We start from the raw sequence: 19,344 nt of genomic DNA, 5'->3' as shown, positions 1-19,344 counted from the left end.
CTGGGAGGCCCGCCTGGCGGGGCGGGCTTGCTGCCTGGTTCGTGCTTCTTTAGTGTTTCTTTGGCGTTGCCGAAACGGTTGGCGCTACGCGGATCGGAGGTGCGCCCGATGGCGTCGTGGCCGGTGTGGGTTTCTTGGCCTGTTTCGGTTTCTTTACTTCGCGGTTACTGCGCATTTGACCTTTTGCCATGATGGGCTCCCCAGTAGGCTTTTATCGCTCCGCGAGGGAGCTAGTTGGATAGTGTGCGCTGAATTTTGTTTTTATGGGAGAGGATTTGGGGTTTTTTGCCTGCGGGGCGCTTATTGTCAGTGTTCGTAGGGCTTTGGCCCTTCCTTGAATTGTTAGTGGTTTATTAGCGTTCCCCCTGTGCGGGGGGCACCTACTTTTCTTTGCCGCCGCAAAGAAAAGTAGGCAAAAGAAAGCGGCTAGAAGCCCCTGCTAAGCGGGCACCGTGGTTTGCCTGGGGTAGTGGTGCGACTGGAATCCGTGTTCTCGCACACTCCGCGTTAGTGACAAAGGAGTCATCAGCTCCCACTCCGCACTGCGTGCGTCGCGGACGGGTCTGCATGGGAAACCTCCTGCTTCGGTTTTGGTTTGTGGGGGCCGTTGGCTCCGCCTCGGCGAGGCGCTCTGCACTCACCTGGGAACCCTAACTTCAAATGATATGTCCGTGCCCCGCTATCACGGTCGCGGCTGCGCGGTGCAAGGTCGAGCCGCGATCCGGTGGCGAGGGGTGGGAGTCAAAACGTAGCGGATGGTTTTATGAACGGCTCTTCGGCGCGCGCAGCGCCGCCGGAAGTATGACGCCCTTGTCACAAGCTTATGCACGGGCACGAACACAGATTCCAGATGCACCACTACCCTGCGTGGGCTGCGGGACCCGCTTAGCAGGGGCTTCTAGCCGCTTTCTTTGCTTATCTTTCTTTGCGGCGGCAAAGAAAGTAAGTGCCGCCCCGCACAGGGGCAACACTAATAGACCACTAACAATGCAAGGAAAGGCACCAAACCCAGAACAAGAAAAGCCCAAAACCCTAAGAACACGGCCAACAAGCGCCGCAGGCAACAACCCACCCTTCAACCCGCGCGCGCCCTACTGCGCCGCCAAGTCTCCGATGGCAACTCCCCAAACTGCCCCCGATACTCATTGGAGAAATTCCCAAAATGCCAAAACCCCCACCGCGTGGCGACTTCAGTAACAGACCCAGCGGCTCTCAGTTCCCGCCGCACATGATCAAGCCGAACCGCTCGTATATACGCTGAAGGATTCACTCCAACCGTATCCTCAAACGCATACTGCAAAGTGCGCCGACTCGCGCGAAACCGCGCACATAGCTCGGCGACAGACAGCGGGCAATCCGGCGACTCTTCCACCAGCTCACGAACGCTGCGCACAAGCTGCCAGTTCCGCGCGGTACGCGCTTCGACATTCCCGTGTGGATCCGCATCCCGCATTCCCTGCAATGCCTCGGCAAGACCAAATATCACCGACTTCTCGAACGAGGCCGCCACGCCGCCATCATCGAGCAGAGTCGGCGTCGCACTCACGGCGTCAAGCAATGGCTTCAGCACCTCGCGAAATCCTTGCAATCTCGCAGGATCGACATTCAACACACCAGGCCTCGCGCCCAGCAACGGCGCAATCTCGTCGAGCTGCGAGCGCAGCAAATGATCGCCAATCGCGTCAGGTTCGATCTCCAGATTCACCACCAGATGCGTGTCGGGCGACAAAAACTCGAACCCGCCATCGCCGGAAAACACATGCAGACCGTCGCGATGACTCGTCTGCCCGCACAGCAGTGCATGCCCTTCGAGTTGAAATGGAATGCCCACGGCGAGCCTGGACCGCGCCACCTGGCCGCGTTGATAGACCGTGCGGTTCAGGCGCTCCACCAACACCCGCACGCCGCCCGCGGCGAACGAACTCACCGAGCCGTCGAAGGCGCCACGCGAAATCTGGCAATAGCTTTGGTTCCACGCGTCGAGCAACATCGCCTGCTCGTCGATGTTCCGGCAATAGCGAATCTCGACGGCGCTGCTTGTCTGATTGGCCGGCTGCATAGCTTCTCCCGATTCTGTTGGCGCTCCCCGAAAGCCTCGTGCCGACCAGTGTATGCGAAAAAAAGTCCGTGCCGCACCCGGGGCTCAGGCCGTCTGCGCTCATCCGGGTGCGCTCGAATCACCGCATGTAATGCATTTGTCAGTAAGGCAGATTTTTACGGGATTTTTACTTTTTGCCAATTTTGGATAGTCGCCGCTTTTTGCCGCCCCTACTTTGTGCACAACGCAATGCAACACAACGCACTGGACACTGGAACGGGAGTCACGCATGAGCAGAGCGGCAGGCAGGCTGGAAGGCAAGATCGCAATCGTGTCAGGCGGCGCGACCGGTGCGGGCGGCGCGGCGTCGCTGCTATTCGCGCAGGAAGGCGCGCAAGTCGCCGTGGTCGATATCAATACCGATGCGGGCGAGGAGGTCGTGACGCGAATTCGCGCGGCGGGAGGCACAGCCGAACTGTTCGCCGCCGATGTATCGAAGCGCGCGGCCGTGGACGCCGCCGTGGCGAACATCATGGCGCGCTTCGGGCGCATCGACGTGTTGTTCAACCACGCCGGCAGCATCGTCGTGAAGCCGTTCGTCGATACCACCGACGAAGATTACGACTGGCTCATGAACGTCAACGTGAAAAGCATGTTCATGATGACCCGCGCGGTGCTGCCGCACATGCTCGCGGCAGGCGGCGGTTCGATCGTGTGCACCGCGTCGATTTCGTCGGTCGCGGCCACGCCGCTCGAAGTGCTGTACTGCACGACCAAAGGCGCATGCGCCATGTTCGCCCGATCGATTGCCGTCGAGTATCGCGACCGTGGCATTCGCTGCAACGCCGTATGCCCCGGTTTTATCGATACCCCGCATGGGCGCCGCGAAATCAGCGCGCTGGCGAAGTATGGATTCGATGCGAGCGAAGCGGCGCTGTCGGTGCAGCAGGGCCGTCTGTGCGCGCCGGAAGAAGTCGCGCGCGCGGCGCTCTTTCTCGCCAGCGACGACGCCAGTTTCGTCAACGGCGCACACCTGTACGTCGACAACTGCTTTACGGCTGCGTGAGCCGGTCCTTCGTCGCGCGGTCACGCCAGTTTGCCGCTTCGTCATAACCCTGTTCAAAGGATCGCGTCATGGACATCAACACGGCCGTGCCGTCGGCGGAGTCCGCCGACAACGACGTCAAGCTGTTGCACAAGATGGGCTACGCGCAGGAACTGTCCCGGCGCATGGGGGCGTTCTCGAACTTCGCGGTGTCGTTCTCGCTGATCTGCATTCTGTCGGGCGGCATCACGTCGTTCCAGATGGGTTTGTCGGCGGCGGGCGGGGCGTCGATCGGACTCGGCTGGCCGCTCGGCTCGCTGTTCGCGTTGGTCGTGGCGGCAGCGATGGCGCAGATCGCGTCGTCGTATCCGACGGCTGGCGGCCTTTATCACTGGAGTTCGATTCTCGGCGGCAAAATGTGGGGCTGGCTCACTGCGTGGCTGAATCTGCTCGGTCTCGTGTTCGTGGTCGCCGCGATCAACTACGGTACTTATGATCCGTTCTTTCGCACGCTGATCGCGCCAATGTTCGGTGTGAGTCCAGATTCGCTCGGCTGGTGGCAGCAGACGCTCTTTCTGACGGTGATCACCGCCTCGCAAGCGTTCCTGAATCATCGCGGCATTCGCATCACCAGCAAGATCACGGACCTGTCGGGTTATCTGATCTTTGTGGTGACGGTCATGCTGGTGGTGTCCCTGCTGGTGTATTCGCCGGTCAAGATCGATCTGTCGCGGCTCTACACGTTCACCAACTTCACGGGTATCGATGGCGGTGCATGGCCCAAGCAGACCATTGCCATGGCGTTTCTGTCCGGTTTGCTGCTGACCGCTTATACGATCACGGGCTTCGATGCTTCTGCGCATACCTCGGAGGAGACGCATCAGGCGGCGCGCAATGTGCCGCGCGGCATCGTTGGCTCCGTGTTCTGGTCGACGACCTTCGGCTATGTGATGGTGTGCGCGTTCGTGCTGGTGATGCCGGATATCACTGCGGGGGTGAAGCAGGGCACCGGGTTCTTCGAAGCGATTCTTGCGCCGATTCCGGGACCGCTGCGCATCCTGATCGAGTTGCTGATGTTCTTCATCAACTACGTATGCGGTCTCGCAGCCGTGACGTCGACCTCGCGCATGATGTTCGCGTTTGCCCGCGACGGCGGCTTGCCTGGCTCGAAGTGGCTGCGCAAGGTGAATGCGGCACACCGCACGCCGGGTGCTGCAATCTGGACCTCGGCGGTGCTGGCGATTGTGGTGACGTTGTACGGCGACGCGTTCACGGTGCTGAGCGCGGGGAGCGCGGTGTTTCTGTTCATCTCCTACGCGATGCCGATTGCAGCCGGCATTTTTGCCGAGGGGCGCACGTGGAAGGAAAAAGGGCCGTTCCAGTTGGGCATGCTGTCGAAGCCGTTCGCGGTGGCGGCGGTGTTCGGCGCGCTCGTGCTCGCCTATGTCGGCATGCAGCCGCCTAATCAGAAAGTGGTGTACGTCATTGTTGGTTTGCTCGCGATCCTGCTGGCGATCTGGTACGGCGCCGGTGTGCGCAAGAGCTTTGCGGGCCCGCCGATCGGCAAGGTGTCGAAGGAGCGCGAGCAGGAGTTGAGCGGGCTCGAGGGGCGACTGGGGGAAAGCTGACGCACTGCGAGTGCGCGGCCAGGCGCCGCCATCCATGTCTGAAAAAAATAACGTCAGCCGGCCCTGAAGCCGGCTGACGTTTTTACGTCTACCGCATGATGAGGCGGTTGCTAATTAGATACCGACGTATCCCACCGGCACCGTCGCATTCGACTTCGCAACCGAAGCGTTGTTAGACACCACATACACCGGCGATTCAGTCAGATTAAGCGTCAACGTCCCATTACTGTAACTCGCGCTCGAAGCATTCCCCATCATATCGACCACCTTCACGGTACCGCTCGTGCCCGGCGCATCCACAGTGAGGCTATACGGCACGCTATAGCTCGAGCTGAACCCAACACTCGCATCCCACACGCTATTGTTGTGCGCCCACAAAGCGGTGATCACCGCCCCATTCCCCACCTGCTGGAACGCGTACGCGTAGACCCCGGTTGGCGTGCCGTTCACCGCTCCAAGCGTATGCGTGCCATCGAGCGTATGCGTCATCGCGCTGATTGCCATCGCGACTGGCTTCGGACTGATGTTCGTCGCGCCGAAGGCACCCTGCGCATCGCTCAGGTCGAAGAACGTGCCGTAGCCGACTTCGCCCGGATAGTCCGCACCGTAAAACACGTAGGTCTGATCCGCGCCTTCACCCAGCGTGATGATGTGCATGCGCGCCGCGACCGCCGCTTGCGCGTACAGCACGTTCGCGCTCGGATAGTTCGGACCGTACGAGCTGCCGAGGTCGTAGCTGATTCCGGCTTCCGTGGAGAACAGCTTCATGCCCGTGCGGTAGTCGGTGGCCATTTCAGCGCGCAGAGCACGCATCTGGCCGCGCAGCGAACCTGAGGCGGTCGACGGGTCACTGTCGTAGCGCTCCGGCGGATGCGACGGCGAAGTGCCCGCGTCGTAGTAGCCATGCGTTGCCACCGCGTCGATGTATTGGCCGAAGCCGAGCGGCGCGAGGCGCTTCAGACGCGTCGTGGTCAGGCTCGGGAACGCATCGGCCGGGCCCATCACCACCGCGTTCGAATCGGTGGAATGGACGCCTTGATAGACGGACTGATACAGCGCGATGAAATTGGCATCGGTGTCGGTCCAGAACTCGTTGGGCTCCCACGTCACCTGATAGTAGTTCGCCGACTGGGTCGGGAAGTACGCCGCGCGAATCGCGCTCGATTCCGTGCCGACGCGGCTCATGTAGTTCTGGTAATACGAAAGGTTGGTCGGCACGCTCGTGTCGTCCTGGAACGCGCCGGTGCTGCTCGCCCAGGCAGGGATGCCGTCGAGACGGATCAGGCGCATCACGTTGCCGCTCTTGTAGAACGGATCGAGATTGTTCGTGGAAGGGTTGAAGGTGTTCGCGCCGTTCGGCTCCATCGTCGAAAGCTGGCGGTCGTCGATCGTCGACGAGATGCCGAGGTCGGCCAGCAGAGGGCCGTTGTCGTTCGCGCCCTGCATGCCGAAGCGGTGCTGGTCCTGATGCGCGTAGGTGACCGCAGGCACGACCTGGGACAGGTTCGGCAGCACACCGAAGGTCGCAATGCCGACCGGACGCGTGCCGGCCTGTGGCAGTTGGCCGCCGTTCTGCGCGAGCGTGCCCGTCGCGGCGAAATAGCCGGCGAGTGTCGAAGTGCAGTTGAGCGTGATGGTCTTCGAACCGCTCGGGACGGCGGTGCTGCCGCTCGCCGCCACTCGGCCGATGGTGTCCGTGACGGCCCAGTTCAGCGTGTCGGCATTCGGCACGTTGGTGCTGAAGGCGAGCTGGAAGGTGGTGCCGGAAGCGAAGATGCGTGTGCCGTCAGCACTCGGCGTGTCGGCGGAAATGGTGGCGCTGCCGGAGCCCGCCGAGACGGCCGGCGATGCACAACTGAGCGTCGCGACGGTGGTGCCCGCGCCGTTCACCGTGGCGGTGCCGCCGGTGCTGCTGTTGCCCGCCGCAGTCGAGTTGGACGAGCCGGAGCTGCCGTTGAGCTGGCTTGTTGCGTTGTTGCTGGCGCCGTTACCGCCGCCGCCACCACCGCAGCCCGCTAGCGCGAGAGAAAGTGTCGAAAGTAGGAGTAGTTGCGATTTCATCAATCTAACCAATGCGTTCTGTGAATATTCGCTTGCCTCTTCGCGCAAGGCGCGTAGGGAGACAGAGCAAACATCGGGGTTCAATTGCAAGCCAGCCGATGACCGAGGCATCGACACTGGCCGTCCTGGATGCGCAACCATTCGGTCGCGCGAAGGTGTGATGCCTTCCCGGGTTGTCGGCCCCGAACGCATTTCTCTGCAGAGAAATTCTTATCGTACGAATCCATGCCACTCGTCATGGCAGATTTGGCGGAATCGGACGACCGGGGAAGGTGTGACGAATACAACGAACGTCTTGAGGAACAGCGCAATCCACATCGAAGTGCTTGAGTTCATCGCGCCATTCGATGAACTTTTTACTGTCCTGTAAGCAAGAAAGGCTCTGATGGGAAGAATCGACTGCAACAATACTCATTAGTATGTTTAAAAGAAGTAACGAGTCGTTACGTATGAACAATAAGGCAGTACTAATTGCATTGATCGCACAAAAAAATACGTATGAGGAGATTAGTCTTTGTCCGCCAAACAGAAATGGGGTCGAAAAGATTTGCAACGGATGCCTAACTATACGAATCGGGGTAAACCGCTGAGAAATGGGCGATAGCGCTCATTGCATAGCCGAAGGAGCCTTGCAGATGGCGGAAAAGTGCTGGGCCTTCGGTGTAACGTTTCCTCGCGATAGTGACTTCGCGGCGGAACTGTCGCTGTTTTACGGAGACGAGGCCGCGTCCCGCGAAAGGGGCGCGCCAGATGAACGATGATGGATGTCGACGGTTTTTGGGGGCGGTACTTGCTGGTCGGCTTGTCCATCCGCTGCGCAAAAAAGGCGGTTATCCAGAGAGATAAATCGTGAGAATTCTTCAGTTGGTTCATGCCCCGCGACTTTCCGGGGCAGAAGTACTTGTAAAAGGTCTCGCGATTCAACATCAGCGCGGCGGCCATGAGGTCTGTATAACGTCACTGCTTCCTCAGCAGGACGATTTCGTCGGCATTCGTGCGGAGCTGGAAGCCGCAGGCGTCACCTGTCTGTTCCCGACCAGCCGTCACGGCAGGGTGGGCAAATTGCTGCACCTGTATCGCGTGGTGCGCCAGTTCCGTCCCGACTTCATCGTGGCGCATGCCACGCTCGCCGCACTCTATGTGCGTCTTCTGCCGGTGCATACGCCGATCGCCTGGGTGATGCACTCCGGCGTCAATGACTTCGAGAACGGCGCGCTCAAGCAGGCGGAGCGCCTGCTGTCACGGCGGGCGAGAGCGATCATCGGCGTGTCGCAGCAAAATATCGACGACTACCTGCGAGAAATCGGCAAGCATCCGGCGATGGTCGTGATCCCGAATGGCGTGGACGCGTCGCTGTTCGCCGAAGACAGCAACCCATCCGTACCGGATATCGCAGTGCCTGCGAAGCAGATCGTTCAGCTAGGCCGCTATATAGAAGGGAAGAGTCAGCTGGACACGATCCGCGCGTTCGAGCGCGTCGTGCAGAGCGAGCCTGAAGCGCGCCTGCTGCTGTGCGGAGTCATCGAGGAGATTCCCTATTACGAGGCGGTGGTGTCGCTGGTTCATCAGCTTGGCCTCGACAGCCGCGTGACGGTATGCGGGCCGCGCCTGGATGTCGCCGCGATTCTTCGCTCTTCACGTGTCTTCGCCATGCCTTCGCGTTTCGAAGCGCAGAGCATCGGCTTTCTGGAGGCGCTCGCCTCGGGCATTCCTGTCGTGGCGAGCCGGATTCCGTCGTTCGGTTTTGCCAGTGGATTTGCCGGCGTTAGTCTCGTCGACACGGCCGATCCGGAGGCCTATGGCCGCGCCTTGCTCAAGGCGCTCGATATGCCGCGAGCGAACCGGCAACTGGCGGGATACACGTTGCACGACACGGCAGATCGCTACATGACGATCGCGCGCCAGTTCGTTCAGCCGCTGCGCGTGTCGACCTGAACCGCGTCGGGTCGACCGGCTTGCGCTACTGCGCCAACCGGTCGATTCGCACCGTCTCCGAGAACAGTCCCGGGAGTTCACCGAGATCCTGGGCTGCACCCAAGGCGAAACCATCGCCTACCGGATAGCGCGTCAGCGCTGGTGCGCCGCCCGTGAAATAGAAATCGCCGAGCGTGGCGTCCGTTCTTCGATAGAGCACGAGCGCGGCATTGCGCTTGTCACGCACGAAAGCCGGAAAGACATCCGACCACGACATGCCACGCAGCGTCGCCGCCTGGACCGGCACGGCGCTCGCGTCCGCTGTGTCGAGCGTGGCAACGTCGATCAACGCGTCCTCGTTCGTTCCGTCGAGATGCGGTGTCAAAAGAATCAGCGTATTGCTCGCTTTGCCGTGCACGGCCCCGACCGTCACTTTGACGAAGTCGGGCAGGAAACTCGCCGGCAATAGTTTGCGTTCGCCGATGGTCATGCGTGTGCCGTCATTGGAAATTGGCGTGAGCGCGAGCCGGCCGTCCGCACCATCCACCGCGACCAGCGACGTGCGTGAACCTGCAGTTTGGACTGGCAGAAGATTGGCGTTTTGCCGCAGCGTTTTTGCTTGCGCCATGAGTGTCGGCGCTGAGCCCGTCGAGCCCGTGGAAGACGCCGTCCAGAGGTCAAGCCCGCTATCGGCGCGTTTCTGTGCGATCAGCACGCCGGCACGTCCCATTCCGCCGAAGTCCGCCGCCACATATTGCTGCGTCAACGCGGGCCTGAACTCACGGCTCGTCTGAAGCCAGAGACGTGGAGCCTCGAAGCGCTCGCCTGTGCTGCGAAGCAACCAGAACGCGGTGCCACCCTGGCGCGCGGTGATGACCATCAAGTCGGTCTTGCCGTCACCGTCGAAATCGCCGAGCAGGAAGCGCGCGCTATCGAAGCACAGCTTGTCATCCGTGCAACTGGGCGCGGTGGCGCGGGGATCGAAAGCAACGAGGCCGGCGTACCAGAGCGCAGGAGGCGACGCTTTCACGAGCGACGCCGCATACACATTAAAGCCGGGTCCGTCGTGTTGTCGTTGCACGTAGACCGCGGCTTGCTCGCCCGTGCCGGCGACGTCGCCGACCATTGCGGTTGCGAGGCGCAAATCGGTTGCCTGGGTGCGCTGCTGGGTCGCCCACCGGTAGCGTGTGGTGAGCTGGGTGCAGCCGCGCATGGTGAGCTTGCCGTCGTTTTCGCCGAGGCAGTGCCGCAGCGGCGTATAAACGAGGCCGAAGTCCCACGGCGTCCAGCGCTGCGCCATGTCCCATTGATCACAGGTCTCGGAGATCAGATAGCCGTCGCGTTCGGCGATGCATTGCGAAGTCGCGACGCTGACGAGCGCGGCGTTGCGCGCATTGCCGGGATAGACCGTCACGGGATCCCAGCGCCATTGTTGCGTGGACGAGCCCGTGCATGCGGCGAGTGTCGGCGCCTGGCCGCTGCCTGCGGAGGTCAGGCAGCGAGTTGCCGCCGCATTGAATAGCTGAATGGGATGCGGCTGGAAATCCGCGACGTGGCGATCGCTGCGATCGGCGAAGGCATAGCGGCGCGCGACCCAGTTACCGTCCCACTGGAACTCGCCGAATACGTGCGAAAACTCGCTACCGTCGACAGAAAAATAGCTGGCGACGATGTCGCGCTTGCGCTGAACTTCGGCCGCCGACACATTGCCCGGCCAGTCGCCGGTCGGATAGGTGATGTGGTATTCGATCGGCACGCTTTTGTTCAGCGTCTGGGCGACGTGGCGCGTGATGCGCGCGGCGTAGATGTGATCGGGGTGCTCGAGAAACGGTACGGTGTCCGGATTGAGCGTGTAGATCTGCGACGCCCCGGCGAGTATCACTCTCAGTGTGGCCGACAGCGAGGCCCGATCGTATTGCACACGCACCGAACCGTCGGCGTTCATCGGATAAGTGGAAAGCGTGGCGCGCTGTTCCCACAGCAGGCCGAGCGGTTCGCGGCCGCCGCGCACGGCGCCGCCGGGCAGGCGGAATTCGAGCAGACGGACTTGCGGCTTGGCCTTCAGCACCATCTGATGCACTAGCTTGCCGGCGATCGGAATATTCGTTTCGATCCATTCGTCAGGCACCCCCGCCATGCGCGCGTACGCGAGCCGCGAGGCCCGCTCGCGGGTCTGCACGTAAGCGAAATCCGCACCGTTGGCGCCGCCGATCAGATGGACAGTGGTGATGCACCAGCCGGCGTCGAGCCGTTCGCTGATGGCGGGGTCGACAAAGAGCAGATCGTCGTCGAGGTGAGCGACGACTGTCACCAGCGTGCCGGCGCCGCAATCGGCCGCGCGCGCCGCGCCCGGAAAGAGAGCGAAAAAAAGTAGCGCTAGAAGAGCAATGGATGAATCGCGAACGAGCCTGGCTGCCGATGATCGCATGTCTGATTCGAGCCCTGACGGTGAACTCGATCATACTGTACCGGCGTGAGTTGCCGCGTTGGCGAACTCACAGTAGATATCACTTTGCGCACCGGCAATGGGTCATGCGGGTGGCGGGGCTGTTGGCGCTAGCGGAAATAAGCCTTGGTGTTCTCGTGGACATCGGCGCGTGCGAGCAGCTCAGAAGGTGTTAGCCAGAGATAGTCGCTGTGCTGGTCGAGCCGGCCGACCGAGATGGTGCTAGTGAACTGCAGACCATAGGCGAGCACGATGTAGTGCGTCGACACGTCAGGCTCGGCGGCGAAATTGTCTTTGTAATGGTGTTCGAAAACGCCCTCGAAGCGCGCGGTCGAGCGCGTCAGCCTGCCGATGCCCAATTCGGCGTCGGCGATGCGCGTGAACGCTCTGTCGAGTGTTTCGTCTTTGAGAATTCGCCCGCCGGGAACGAACCATGTGCCGCGGGCGGGGCGATTGCGCCGGTGGCCGATCAACACGCGGCCCTCGGCGTCGCTGACGATCAGATCGATCGCGACCAGCGGCGTCAGACGCACCACGTCCAGGAAATCGATCTCGGTCAGCATTCCATCTCCTGCAGGGTGCGCGTCGCGTTGAGCGCAGGGTGATCGTGAGGCGATGCTGAAGGCACTAGTAGTCGCCATGATGTTCATCATCCCGGGTGAGACGGCTTGAGACATTCGCCAGCAGCAGTGCGACCAGAATCGCGCCGACCGTGGCGAAGACAAACGCCCCAACCATCCCGGCCAGCACCAGCATTGTCCATGCGAGGCCGTTCATTTCTCGGTTCCGGCGCGTTGATATGCGTGCGAGGTAGTCTTCTTCTGGATTTTACGGGTGTAAGAAACGACTTGCCCTGTCACATCACGCCGAAGTATCGCCGCGTCTCGACAGCAAGCGGTGCCTATCGAGGGGTCTACGGCGGCCGCTACGCGCACCCCGCGCCTTGTGCGGTACATCTAGCGAGGCACGTAACCCTCCGGCGTCATGACCGCGTCTTTGAACACGCCGGCGTTGGCGGACACCACATAGATAGGCGTCGGCGACAGCTTGAGGTTCGCGACACCGTCGCGATACGGCAAGCTCGATGGGTTGCCCATCATGTCGAACACGGTCACTTCGCCTGACGTGCCGGGTGCGTCGACACGCAGACGATAATCCGCGCTCTGGCTCGCGCTGAAACCGGTTTTGGCATTCCACGCGTCGTTGTCATGCGTCCACAGCGCCGTCACGATCTTGCCGCCGCCGAGCCGGCGGAACGCGTACGCGTAGACGCCTTTCGGCAGAGCTTTGAGCGGCCCGAGCGTATCCGTTCCGTCGATGATCCGCGTCATCGCCGCCACCGCGAGCGCGGCAGGTTTGGGGCTGATGCGCGCGGCGCCGTAGGCGCCAGTCGGATGATCGAGTTCGAAGAAAACCCCGTAGCCGGGCGCCGCGTCCGGCATGTCCGCGAGGTAGAACACGTAGGTCATGTCCGCGCCTTCGCCGAGCAGGATGAGATGCGTGCGCGCCACGACCGCGGCTTGCGCATACAGCACGTTCGCGCCCGGATAGTTCTTGCCATACGCCGCACCGATGTCATAGCTGATGCCGGTTTCGGTGACGAACAACGGCGCACCGGGTTTCAGGTATAGACGCAACTCGTGCCGCAGGGCGCGCATCGCGGCGGGCAGCGCGCCAGGCACGGTGCCCTGGTTGCCTGAATTGGCGACGCGCTCGGGCGGGTGCGATGGTGTGGTGCCGATGTCGTAATAGCCGTGAATGGTCATGCCGTCCATATAGCGGCCGATCCCGAGCGGACCGAGACGGCGCATCTTCTCGACATTGACTTGCACTGACGCGTACGTCACCCCCATCACTACGGCATGCGGGTCCGTCTGATGAATGCCCTCCCAAACCGCCTTATACATTGCGACGAAATTCGCGTCGGTGTCGCGCCACGGCAGGCCGCCGTCGGCGTCCGGTTCCCATGTCACCTGATAGTAGTTGTCGCGCTGTTTGGGGAAGTAGGTCATCCGCGTACGGTTGGACTCGGCGCCGACTTTGGCCATGTAGTCCTTCATTTGTGCGAGCGAGGTCGGCGCATAGCTGTGCGTCTCCTTGCCGGTCGGACTAGCCCACTGAGGAATACCGTCGAGCTGGATCAGACGCATGATGTCGCCGCGCCGGAAGTAGGGCAGCAACTGCTTGCTCGCGGGATCGAACGCGCCTGCGTTTTTCGGCTCTTCCATATACCAGTTGCGATTGTCGTTCGCCCACGAGAGGCCGAGCGCGGTGTAAGCCGGCCGATAGCCGTCGCCGTCGCAGCAATGTTGCCCGGGCGCAAGGTATGCAGTGCCCTGTCCGCCGAATCGGTGCAGGTCTTCGTAGGGAAAGCGAACGGCGGGCAATGCTGCGGAGGTGTCGGGCAGGACGCCGAAGGTGGCGATTCCCGCAGGACGTGTGCCATGCGATTCGAGCTGGCCGTGTGCGCGTTCCAGCGAAGCGGAGACGGCGAAGTAGCCGGCGACCGTTGAAGCGCAACTGAGCGTCGACAGCGTGGCGCCCGCCGCAACGGGGAAGCGGCCGCTGGCACGCACGGCATTCCAGCTGTCGCGGATTTGCCAGTTGAGCGTGTCGTTTTGCGCAGGTCGTGTCGTGAAGACGAGTGCGAACGGTTTGTCTGCTGCGAACAGGCGCGTGCCGTCGCTCGGCGTGTCCGCTTCCAGCAGATCGCCGTTTGCGGCCGCGCGTACTTGTGAGGTGGGCGCGCCGCAGCGCAGACCCTGCCCGGGCGGCGCCTTTAATGAAGTGGATACCGTGGCCGCAGATTCCTGCGCGGCGGCAGGCGCTGTGTCTTTTTTCGCCGAGGCAGCGGCTTCAGCCTTGGCCGCCGTGCTCGAGTCAGCCGCAGTGACCGCAACTGCGCAGCGCTTCTCCACACCGGGTGCAGGATCGCCGAACACACCGTTATTGCAATCGGCGCTGGCCGTGAACGTCTTGATGACATGTTGCTCGACGGTGCCGTACAGCACGTCGCGCGTACCGTTGAACCGGCAGGTTCCATATTCCGCCGCGCAAGGTGTCCACTTTCTGCCGTCGACCGTCAGATCGGCATTGCTTGCGCTGTCAGGACCGGCTGAAGCCGCTGCCGCGCTACACGAGGAGGCCATCATGGCCAGCAGGATAAACACCGCCACCGAGGCGGCAACGCGCAGCACTGACCCGTGGGCGACACAGGCGCCGGAGCGTGGTTGCAGCGAGCGATATTCACATACATCAGACATGTGTTCCCCGTGTCTTTCGACGCATAGGTTGCGGCCTGTTGCAACGATAAGGCGTGACCAGATGGCTAGTTGACCAGGCCAGACCCGCCTCAGGCCACCTCGTGTCGCAATGTGTTGCGGAAACCGCATAGGCCATTTCCGCAATTCTATGGCGGAAACATACCGGCTCTCATCCGACAGAATCCGCCATTGGCCCGTCTATTGCCGGGCTGGCTAAAGCTGTCTTATTGCCGTGTTTCACGTTTGAAACATTAATCGTCATGTTTATATTCTCCAGATCCAATAACAACGAATTAAATAATTTTCTCTCTCGAAAAGTGCTTATATTGGATACTGTTTTATATGTCTCTGCCGACCAAATATATCGTCAGAAGAAAGCCCCGCGGGCATCCGGTAAGAACAATGACTGGTGCAAACAAGGGGGCTGCGCTCATTCTGGCGATGTGACGGAAAGAAGTCACTTCGAATCTGCAGAATGCCGGGCAGATCAAATTGCAACTCAAGCATTTCGAGTGGCGGTTGTATGTGCGCCAGCACACAAAAAATCACATTAATTAGCATTAGGATTCGCGGAATGTGAATTCATTCATATGCAGAATCGGCAATTAATTCGTTGAAAAATAGTAGCAGAGCAATTGTTCCGAAAATCACTGGCTGGCCACCATATTGAAACGCCAACATGTCTGCACTTTCGGTCATGGCGGCTAAATGCTTGATTGCGGATGGCTATGATGCACTGCACAGAGCATTCCTCTGTGTGGGCGTTCAAGGTTGAAAAGTAGATCCGTTTTCAGTTGAGAGGATGACTATGACCTGCGCGAGTCTCGAGTCTGCCATGTTGCGCTGGGTGCACGCACCGAACAAAGGTATGCGTCGCATCGCAATCCTGATGTTCAACGACTGCTCGCTGCAGGGCGCGGGCGTGGTTGCCGAAGTGTTTCAGGCTGCTAACGAACTGGCATCGTCCGGATCCGGTGGCTGGTTGTATGACGTTTCTTTCCTGTCGGCCGACGGCGGCATGGTGACCTCGTCATCGGCACTGCGGGTCTGGACCGACGGGCTCGACGCGCGCCATTACGGCGGCTTCGACGCGTTGTATGTGGCCGGCGGCAAAGGCGCATTCGCCGCAGCCGGCGACGAGCGGCTGATCGCCTGGTTACGGCGTGTGCGCCGCAACACGGGCATGATCCGGCCGATCGCGGAAGGGCGCGCCTTGCTCGAAGCAGCCTATGTGCCGGACAGCAAGGAAAGCGGCGAATTTCACCAGCCGCAGTCGATGTCGTCGCGCCAGACCGAGCAGAACGGCGACGCGGGTGACCGGCTTGAATCGATGAGAAGCGCGCTCGCCATGATCAAGCGCGATCTCGGCGGCGCGACCGCCCGCACGGTGGCCGAGCGTCTGCTTGCCGATTCGTGCTCGAACCTCGCACCGCTGCTTGGCGAAGACGGCGGCTTGAGCCCCGGCGACAAAGTGCGCGCGGCGGCTCGCTGGCTGCAAGAGAATTGCCAGCAATCGATTTCGATTGCCGATGCGGCTCAGTTCGCCGCGATGAGCGAGCGCAACTTCCTGCGCCGCTTCAAGATGGAAATGGGCATCACGCCCTCGAGTTTCCTGTTGCATGAGCGCCTTGCGGTGACCTGCAGCCTGCTGACCGAGTCGGAATTGCCGGTGGACAAGATTGCCCGGCGTACCGGCATGGGTAACGGTGACCGTCTCGCGAAGGTTTTCCGTAAGCGGATGAGGATTTCCCCGACTGAGTTCCGGATTCAAAGCCGCCGCATGGTCGGCGGATAGCGCGCGCCGCGAACCGCGCTGAGCGCGCCCAACACGTAGTCGTCTCGTACCGCGCTTCGGTAAGTATTTCCTTGATCTCAAAAAATTATAAGGAATCCGAATATGTTGACTAAGGGAGTTGTGAACGCTGCGTCGGCGAATCCGGACGGTGCCAATGCCGGGACCGCCGGTGCGCATTGCGCGCGCATCGTCCCGGTCATTCTTGCCGGCGGCTCGGGCACGCGGCTGTGGCCGGTGTCGCGCGAAAACTATCCGAAGCAACTGATCGACGTGGTCGGTTCAGACTCGCTGTTGCAGGCGACTGCCCGGCGTATGGACGGCTTTCCCGCCGGCTGGAACGTGGACGCGTCGCCGATCATCGTGTGCGGCGAAGAACACCGGTTTGTGATTTCCGAGCAGCTTCTGGAAAACGGCGTGAACGCGCGTCTGATCGTCGAGCCTGCGCGGCGCGATACGGCGCCGGCGTTGACGCTCGCGGCGTCGCTCGCGTGCGCGGACGGCGACGACGCGATTCTCATCGTGATGCCAGCCGACCATTCGATTGCGGATGTGCCTGCGTTGCAAGGCGCGCTGGAACGCGCGGCCAGGTATGCGGAGCGTGGTTTGATCGCCACGCTGGGTGTGCCGCCCACGCGCCCCGATACGGGCTTCGGCTATATCCGTATCGGCGCGGAATTGCCCGATGGAGGTTATGCAATCGACGGCTTCGTCGAGAAGCCGGCCGAGGAAATTGCCGCGCAGTACGTCGCTGCGGGCACGTATTGGTGGAACGCAGGGATCTTCGTCGTGCGGGCACGCGTGTGGCTCGATACGCTGCAACGCCTGCAGCCGGAGATGCACGCAGCCTGCGAACGCGCATTCGCGAACGGCCGCAGCGAAGGCGCGTATTTCCGTCCGCTCGTGGACGCTTTCCTGAGTTCACCCGCTGACTCGATCGACTATGCCGTGATGGAGCGCCTCACTGACGTGAGCGACGTGAGTGACGCGAGCGCCACGGACGAGACAGCCGCGCCCCATGTCACTGACCCGCAAGACTCCGCTGCAAATCCGTCCGGCGTCGTTGTGCGGCTCGATGCGGGCTGGTCGGATCTCGGTTCCTGGGACGCCGTCTGGGCCGCAATGGATAAGGACGCCAACGGCAACGCCGGGCGCGGCCGCGTGACGTTCGAAGGCGCGGTGTCGAGCTATGCGCATTCCGAAGGCCGGCTTGTCGCCTGTGTGGGCACGACCAATGTGGTGGTCGTCGAAACAGCCGACGCCGTGCTGGTGGTCGACCGCTCACATGTGCAGGACGTCAAGGGCCTGGTGTCGCGCATCAAGGCGCAACACGCTCCCGAGGCCGATGCGCATCGCAAGGTGCGGCGCCCGTGGGGCTTCTACGATTCCATCGACCACGGTGAACGCTTCCAGGTGAAGCGCATCGTCGTCACGCCGGGCGCAAAGCTTTCGCTGCAACTGCACCACCACCGCGCCGAACACTGGGTCGTCGTGCGTGGCACGGCGCTCGTCACGCGCGGAGAAGAGCAGTTCCTGCTGAGCGAAAACGAGTCGACCTACATTCCACTCGGCACGCGTCACCGGCTCGAAAACCCGGGGAAAGTACCGCTCGAAATCATTGAAATCCAGTCAGGCACCTATCTCGGTGAAGACGACATTGTGAGGTTCAACGACAACTACGGCCGCTGCTCCTAACAGCGCCCCCGGAATCATGTGTGGAAAAGAACGAACGGCAAGAACGAGGTAAGCAAAATGCGCAAGTTTCAGGATTTGCTCGCGCGAGTTTTCGATGTCGCGTTGGTACTGGTGGGTGCGGCGGTGGCGTCGCAGATCCGCTTTGATTACCTCGCTCAATCAGGGTTCTATTGGGCGCTCGTGATGTTTTCCGCCGCCTTTGCGCTGGCCACCTTTCCAGCGTTCGGCGTGTATGAATCATGGCGCGGCCGTTCCAAGCTCTCATTGGCCGGACAGGTGTCGCTTGCGTGGTTGATGGTGCAGGGCAGCGCGCTTGTGCTGATGTATTCGCTGCATCGCATCGACTTCGTCTCGCGGCTGTGGTTCTCGTATTGGACTGCGGTGACGGGCGGCCTGTTGATCGCTGACCGGCTGATCATGCATGCGGTGCTGGCGCGTGCGCGCAGTGCCGGTCTGAATCTGCATCAGGTTGCGATCGTCGGTAGCGGCTCGCAGTGCGACGCGATCATCCGCAGGATCGATTCGGCGCCCGGCACAGGCTTTCGCGCGACGGCCGTCTACAACACGCGCCCTGACGTGTCTGCTGTGACCAGCCCGCGGGTACCTGTCTGCGAGACGGTGGATGCGCTTGCCGACTACATTCGCACCAACGATGTGCACGAACTCTGGCTCATGTTGTCGCTCACCGAAGAGCCGCTGATCTGCAAACTGATCAACGAGTTCCGCGACGATCTGGTGAATATCCGCTTCATGCCCGACGTGCGCAGCATCGCATTGTTCGATGGCAGCGGCGTGATCGATCTGCTCGGCATGCCGGCGATCAACCTGGTCGCCTCGCCGCTGTCAGCCAGCTCGATGCTGAAGAAGGAAATCTTCGACCGCCTGTTCGCCGCTTCGGCGTTGATTGGCCTCGCGCCGATCCTGCTCGCCATAGCGATCGCGGTGAAGCTCTCGTCGCGCGGCCCGGTTCTCTTCAAGCAGAAGCGCAAAGGCGCGGACGGCCACGTCTTCACGATCTACAAATTCCGCTCGATGCGACTGCATGCCGAGCCGAAGGGCACGCTCAAACAGGCGACGCGCGACGATCCGCGCGTCACGCGCGTCGGTGCATTTCTACGCCGCACGAGCCTCGACGAACTGCCGCAATTCTTCAACGTGTTGCGTGGCGACATGTCGGTCGTTGGACCGCGTCCCCATGCACTCGAGCACGACGACCTCTATCAGAAAGTGGTCGCCGGCTACATCAATCGCTATCGGATCAAGCCGGGCATTACAGGCTGGGCGCAGATCAACGGCTTTCGTGGCGAAACCGACCGCATCGAGAAGATGGAGCGTCGCGTCGAACATGACCTGTACTACCTGGGGCATTGGTCGTTCGCACTCGACATGCGGATTATCGGCGCGACGATCGTTGCCGGACTGGCGCATCGAAACGCTTACTAAGTACTAAGTAGTTAACAAG

The 19,344-nt window shown here is 61.4% G+C and carries 12 protein-coding genes; 6 read left to right on the top strand and 6 right to left on the bottom strand.

Annotated elements, in window-relative coordinates; translation table 11 throughout:
- Positions 1 to 1,075: 1,075 nt before the first annotated feature.
- Complete coding sequence (locus BM438_RS20020) at positions 1,076 to 2,059, bottom strand: helix-turn-helix domain-containing protein (protein ID WP_093636565.1); 984 nt, start codon at positions 2,057 to 2,059, stop codon at positions 1,076 to 1,078.
- A 268-nt stretch (positions 2,060 to 2,327) separates the two neighbouring features.
- Here BM438_RS20020 and BM438_RS20015 point away from each other — a divergent pair, with 268 nt between their 5' ends.
- Both BM438_RS20015 and BM438_RS20010 read left to right on the top strand, forming a co-directional pair.
- Complete coding sequence (locus tag BM438_RS20015; protein WP_093636562.1) at positions 2,328 to 3,104, top strand: SDR family NAD(P)-dependent oxidoreductase; 777 nt, start codon at positions 2,328 to 2,330, stop codon at positions 3,102 to 3,104.
- A 68-nt stretch (positions 3,105 to 3,172) separates the two neighbouring features.
- Positions 3,173 to 4,711 carry an amino acid permease gene (locus tag BM438_RS20010; protein ID WP_054035445.1) on the top strand — a complete coding sequence of 513 codons (1,539 nt, stop codon included), beginning with the start codon at positions 3,173 to 3,175 and terminating at the stop codon, positions 4,709 to 4,711.
- A 114-nt stretch (positions 4,712 to 4,825) separates the two neighbouring features.
- Here the strand turns inward: BM438_RS20010 and BM438_RS20005 are convergent, their stop codons facing one another.
- Positions 4,826 to 6,772 (bottom strand): hypothetical protein, encoded by a 1,947-nt coding sequence (locus tag BM438_RS20005; protein WP_093636559.1) that lies wholly within the window; start codon positions 6,770 to 6,772, stop codon positions 4,826 to 4,828.
- Positions 6,773 to 7,621: 849 nt separating this feature from the next.
- Between BM438_RS20005 and BM438_RS20000 the strand changes: the two genes are divergently transcribed.
- Positions 7,622 to 8,707: a glycosyltransferase family 4 protein gene (locus tag BM438_RS20000; protein ID WP_093636556.1), complete on the top strand. Its 1,086-nt coding sequence runs from the start codon at positions 7,622 to 7,624 to the stop codon at positions 8,705 to 8,707.
- 25 nt (positions 8,708 to 8,732) lie between these two features.
- Here BM438_RS20000 and BM438_RS19995 read toward each other — a convergent pair whose 3' ends face one another.
- The 4 genes from BM438_RS19995 to BM438_RS19985 form a co-directional block, all read right to left on the bottom strand.
- Positions 8,733 to 11,114: an RICIN domain-containing protein gene (locus BM438_RS19995; protein WP_093636553.1), complete on the bottom strand. Its 2,382-nt coding sequence runs from the start codon at positions 11,112 to 11,114 to the stop codon at positions 8,733 to 8,735.
- A gap of 128 nt (positions 11,115 to 11,242) precedes the next feature.
- Positions 11,243 to 11,695 carry a GDP-mannose mannosyl hydrolase gene (locus BM438_RS19990; protein WP_093636550.1) on the bottom strand — a complete coding sequence of 151 codons (453 nt, stop codon included), beginning with the start codon at positions 11,693 to 11,695 and terminating at the stop codon, positions 11,243 to 11,245.
- Positions 11,696 to 11,759: 64 nt separating this feature from the next.
- Positions 11,760 to 11,909, bottom strand: a complete 150-nt coding sequence (locus BM438_RS45565; RefSeq protein ID WP_167378424.1) for a hypothetical protein — start codon at positions 11,907 to 11,909, stop codon at positions 11,760 to 11,762.
- Positions 11,910 to 12,088: 179 nt separating this feature from the next.
- Positions 12,089 to 14,284, bottom strand: coding sequence for a hypothetical protein (locus BM438_RS19985; protein ID WP_425270741.1), 2,196 nt, complete (start codon positions 14,282 to 14,284; stop codon positions 12,089 to 12,091).
- A 919-nt stretch (positions 14,285 to 15,203) separates the two neighbouring features.
- On the opposite strand from BM438_RS19985, the gene BM438_RS19980 reads away from it, so the two are divergent.
- From BM438_RS19980 to BM438_RS19970, 3 genes are all read left to right on the top strand, one after another.
- A complete protein-coding gene (locus BM438_RS19980; protein ID WP_093636544.1) occupies positions 15,204 to 16,190 on the top strand; it encodes a helix-turn-helix domain-containing protein in 987 nt (328 codons plus the stop codon).
- Positions 16,191 to 16,292: 102 nt separating this feature from the next.
- Complete coding sequence (locus BM438_RS19975; protein ID WP_093636541.1) at positions 16,293 to 17,882, top strand: sugar phosphate nucleotidyltransferase; 1,590 nt, start codon at positions 16,293 to 16,295, stop codon at positions 17,880 to 17,882.
- Between the two features lie 57 nt (positions 17,883 to 17,939).
- Entirely contained in the window at positions 17,940 to 19,325 is a 1,386-nt protein-coding gene (locus BM438_RS19970; RefSeq protein ID WP_093636538.1) for an undecaprenyl-phosphate glucose phosphotransferase, read from the top strand.
- The last annotated feature ends 19 nt before the right edge of the window (positions 19,326 to 19,344 follow it).

The organism is Paraburkholderia aspalathi (assembly GCF_900116445.1).
GTDB lineage: Bacteria > Pseudomonadota > Gammaproteobacteria > Burkholderiales > Burkholderiaceae > Paraburkholderia > Paraburkholderia aspalathi.
The sequence above is the reverse complement of the archived record's forward strand: the minus strand, read 5'-3'. Positions and strand labels throughout refer to the sequence as shown.